The sequence below is a fragment of the Caulobacter sp. HMWF025 genome (assembly GCF_003060965.1).
Taxonomy (GTDB): Bacteria; Pseudomonadota; Alphaproteobacteria; order Caulobacterales; family Caulobacteraceae; genus Caulobacter.
This window is the reverse complement of sequence record NZ_QAII01000064.1, coordinates 1-3,092: the sequence shown is the minus strand read 5'-3', so window position 1 is coordinate 3,092 and position 3,092 is coordinate 1. Positions and strand designations below refer to the sequence as shown.

At 67.8% G+C, this 3,092-nt stretch carries 2 protein-coding genes; both read right to left on the bottom strand.

Annotated elements, in window-relative coordinates:
* Positions 1–1,044 (bottom strand): PepSY-associated TM helix domain-containing protein (locus DBR10_RS07865; protein ID WP_233243322.1); only part of this gene is annotated, 1,044 nt, incomplete at its 3' end.
* Between the two features lie 70 nt (positions 1,045–1,114).
* Positions 1,115–3,092 (bottom strand): TonB-dependent receptor family protein (locus DBR10_RS07860; RefSeq protein WP_108556247.1); only part of this gene is annotated, 1,978 nt, incomplete at its 5' end.

Genomic DNA, 3,092 nt, shown 5'->3' with positions numbered 1-3,092 from the left:
GTCGGCGAGCACACGCCCATCCTTGCCGTCGAGATAGACCGCGCGGGTATCCTCGACCTTGTCGGGCATGTAGGCGGCCGTCCAGGTCCCGCCCGGGGTCTTGGGCAGGGACAGGGTGAAGCCCCCCGTCAGGCCGGCGGCGCGCGCCCTGGCGACGATGGCGTCTGCGTCGAGGGGCGCGGGCGCGTCCATCATCATCATGTGGTGGGCATGATCGCCCGGATCGGCCTCGGTGCCCGACGGCGGGGGAGTCCGGGTCTGCAGGGCCCAGGGCACGCCTGAGGCCTCTTCGACCGGGGCGGGCTTGCCGTGGTGCGTTTGGGTGACGGGCGGCTTTGGCCGCCCCCAGCCGGCCTGGGTGGTCATCTGGCGGACCTCCTTGCCCCAGAAGGCCGACCACGGCATGCCGGTGACGGCCAGGAACACGATCACGCCGCCGGCGAAAATGCCGGTAACCGCGTGCAGGTCGCGCCAGAACAGCCGCCTGGCGGGCCGGCTGCGCACGGTGACCACGCCCCCTTTCCGGCCGCGCGGCCACCACAGATAGACCCCGGTGGCGACCAGCACGATGGCCCAGCCGGCTACCACCTCGACCAGCAGGTTCGTCACCGGCCCGGCGATCTCGAGGCTATGCAGGTGCTTGACCACGCCCATCACGCCGCCGGGATGCGTGGTGCCCAGAACCGCGCCGGAGTCCGGATCGACATAGGCGGTCAGCTTGTCGCCTCTGCTTTCGACGGTGACCTGAACCGAGCGGTCGGCCTGGTCCGGGATCACGATCTGCCTGGCCGTGCCCCCTGTGGCGGTTTCGGCCGCAGCGATCCATGCCGTAGGCGTCGTTGCGGCAGGCCCCTCGGCCACCACGGCCAGCGGACGGTGGACCACGGCGGTCAGTTCGTCCTTGAACAGATAGAGGCCCCCCGTGAGGGCCATCAGCATCAGAACGGGCAGGACCAGCAGGCCTGCATAGAAGTGCCAGCGCCAGAAGGCGCGATAGACCTCGCCGGCGGGGGCGGTGGTCTCGGGCGTATCGATCGCGGTCATCGCGATGCTCCGGAGTTTGGGGCGGCGATCCTTGCGAACCGCCGCCCCGTCAGAACCAGACGTTCAGGGTTTAGAAGCCGACGGTCACGCCGCCGAACACCGAGCGACCGTCGCCCGGCCACAGCACGGCGCTTGCCGCCGTCCAGGCGATGGCGGCCTGGGTGTTGGAGACATAGGCCTTGTCGGTAAGGTTCCGCGCGTCGAGGAAGACGGATACTGCGGGGGTGACCTTCCAGCCGGCGTTGAGGTTCAGGATCGCATAGCCCGGCGCTTTGCGGGTGTTCCTGTAGTCGATCCACTGATCGGTGGCCGACCACTCGACCGACGGGGCCAGGAACCAGCCGCGCGGATCGTCATAGCGAACCTCCGAGCGGAGGAAGTGTTGCGGCACGATCGGCAGGCGGTTGTCGCCGTACTGGACGTCGTCTTTGAAGCGGAAGTCCGAATAGGTCCAGGTCTGACGCACACGCCAGTGCGGGGCCACGGCCCAGTCCAGCGCCGCCTCGATCCCCTGGTGCAGGGTCTCGTCGGCATTGAAGGTCGAGGCCGGGATCGACGGATTGACGGTATACTGCAGCATCTCGCCCTTCAGCTCGGCGCGATACAGGGTGACGTCATAGGTGAACGGGCCGCGATGGCCGCGCGCGCCCACCTCGCCGGTCCAGGCCTTCTGCGACCGAACCGGCGCAAAGCCGGTGTTGGTCGGCGACATCGAGCCGAAGTTCGGTGGCTCGACCGAGCGGGTCAGGTTGGCGAAGACCTGCGAGCCGGTCTCGTTCTGCCAGAGCAGGCCGATCCGGGGCGAGATCCAGTCATAGGTCTTGCCGGCCTCCAGGTTGAAGGTCGAGGCGGCTCCGGGAACGGCGAAGCTTCTATAGTCGCGCTTGGCCTGACCCCAGTTGGCACCGGCCACCAGGGCGATCTCGTCCGTGACGAACAGCCGTCCCTCACCGAACAGATCGAACGCCTTGGCTTTCTGCAGGGTGCGCGAGGTCGGCGCGCCGCGGGCACCCCGATTGTTGACATAGAAGTTGGAGTCCATGTCGCCCGAACGGTACCAGGCCCCGAAGAAAGCGTCGGCGCGCTTGCCGCCGATCTCGCCGTCCCAGTCGAAACGACCGAAGGCCCCGTAGTTGCGGCTCTGCTGGTCGATGACCTGGAAGATCGGGTGATCCAGATCCTTCCACACCGCATAGACCGCGCCCTCGAACACCAGGCTGTCGTCGAGCCGCCAGGTGGTGCGTAGCGAGCCGCGCACACCGCGCTGGTTGCGGCCGTTGTCACTGGCCAGGTTGCCGGCCACTGACTGGCGCGGATTGGCGTTGAACTGGGCCAGGGTCAGGGAACCGGGAATCTGCTGGTTGATGTTCGAGCCGTTGACGATGAACCGCACCTCGCGCTCCTCGCCGAACGACCGGCCGATGTTCAGGGAGCCGAACTGGATGTTCTGCTGGCTCTGCGAGCGCCAGCCCTGGCTGGTCTGGTTGGTGGCGGCCACGAAGACGTCCCAGTCGCCGGTCTGGCGCGCCAGGGCGATGTGTTCGCGCGTCAGACCATAGGAACCGCCATCGACCCGGATCCGGGTCTGGAAGCCGGCGTCCTTGCCGGTCGGGGTGACCATGTTGACCGCGCCGCCCAGCAGGGCACCGCCGAAGCGCAAGGCATTGCCGCCGCGATAGATTTCGGCATAGCGGGTATTCAGCGGATCGGCGATCTGGGTGTCACCATAGCCGTCGGCCTCGTTCAGCGGTACGCCGTCCTGGGCGATCAGCAGGCCGCGATTGTGGTTGGCATTGCCAATGCCCGAGCCCCGGATCGAGACCCGGATGTCGCCGCCCCACTTGCGCTGGGCATAGACGCCCGGCGCGTCACGCAGCATGTCGTCGAGGGCCAGGGTCTGGCGGTTGATGTAGGATTCCTGGGAGATCACCGAGACCGCGCCGGGCGTTTCAGACAGGCGCTTGCGGGCGGCGGCGACGACCGGGGGATCTTCGGGATTTGGGCGGGCGGTGACGATAACCGAGCTAACCTCGGTCTCGGTCGGTGGG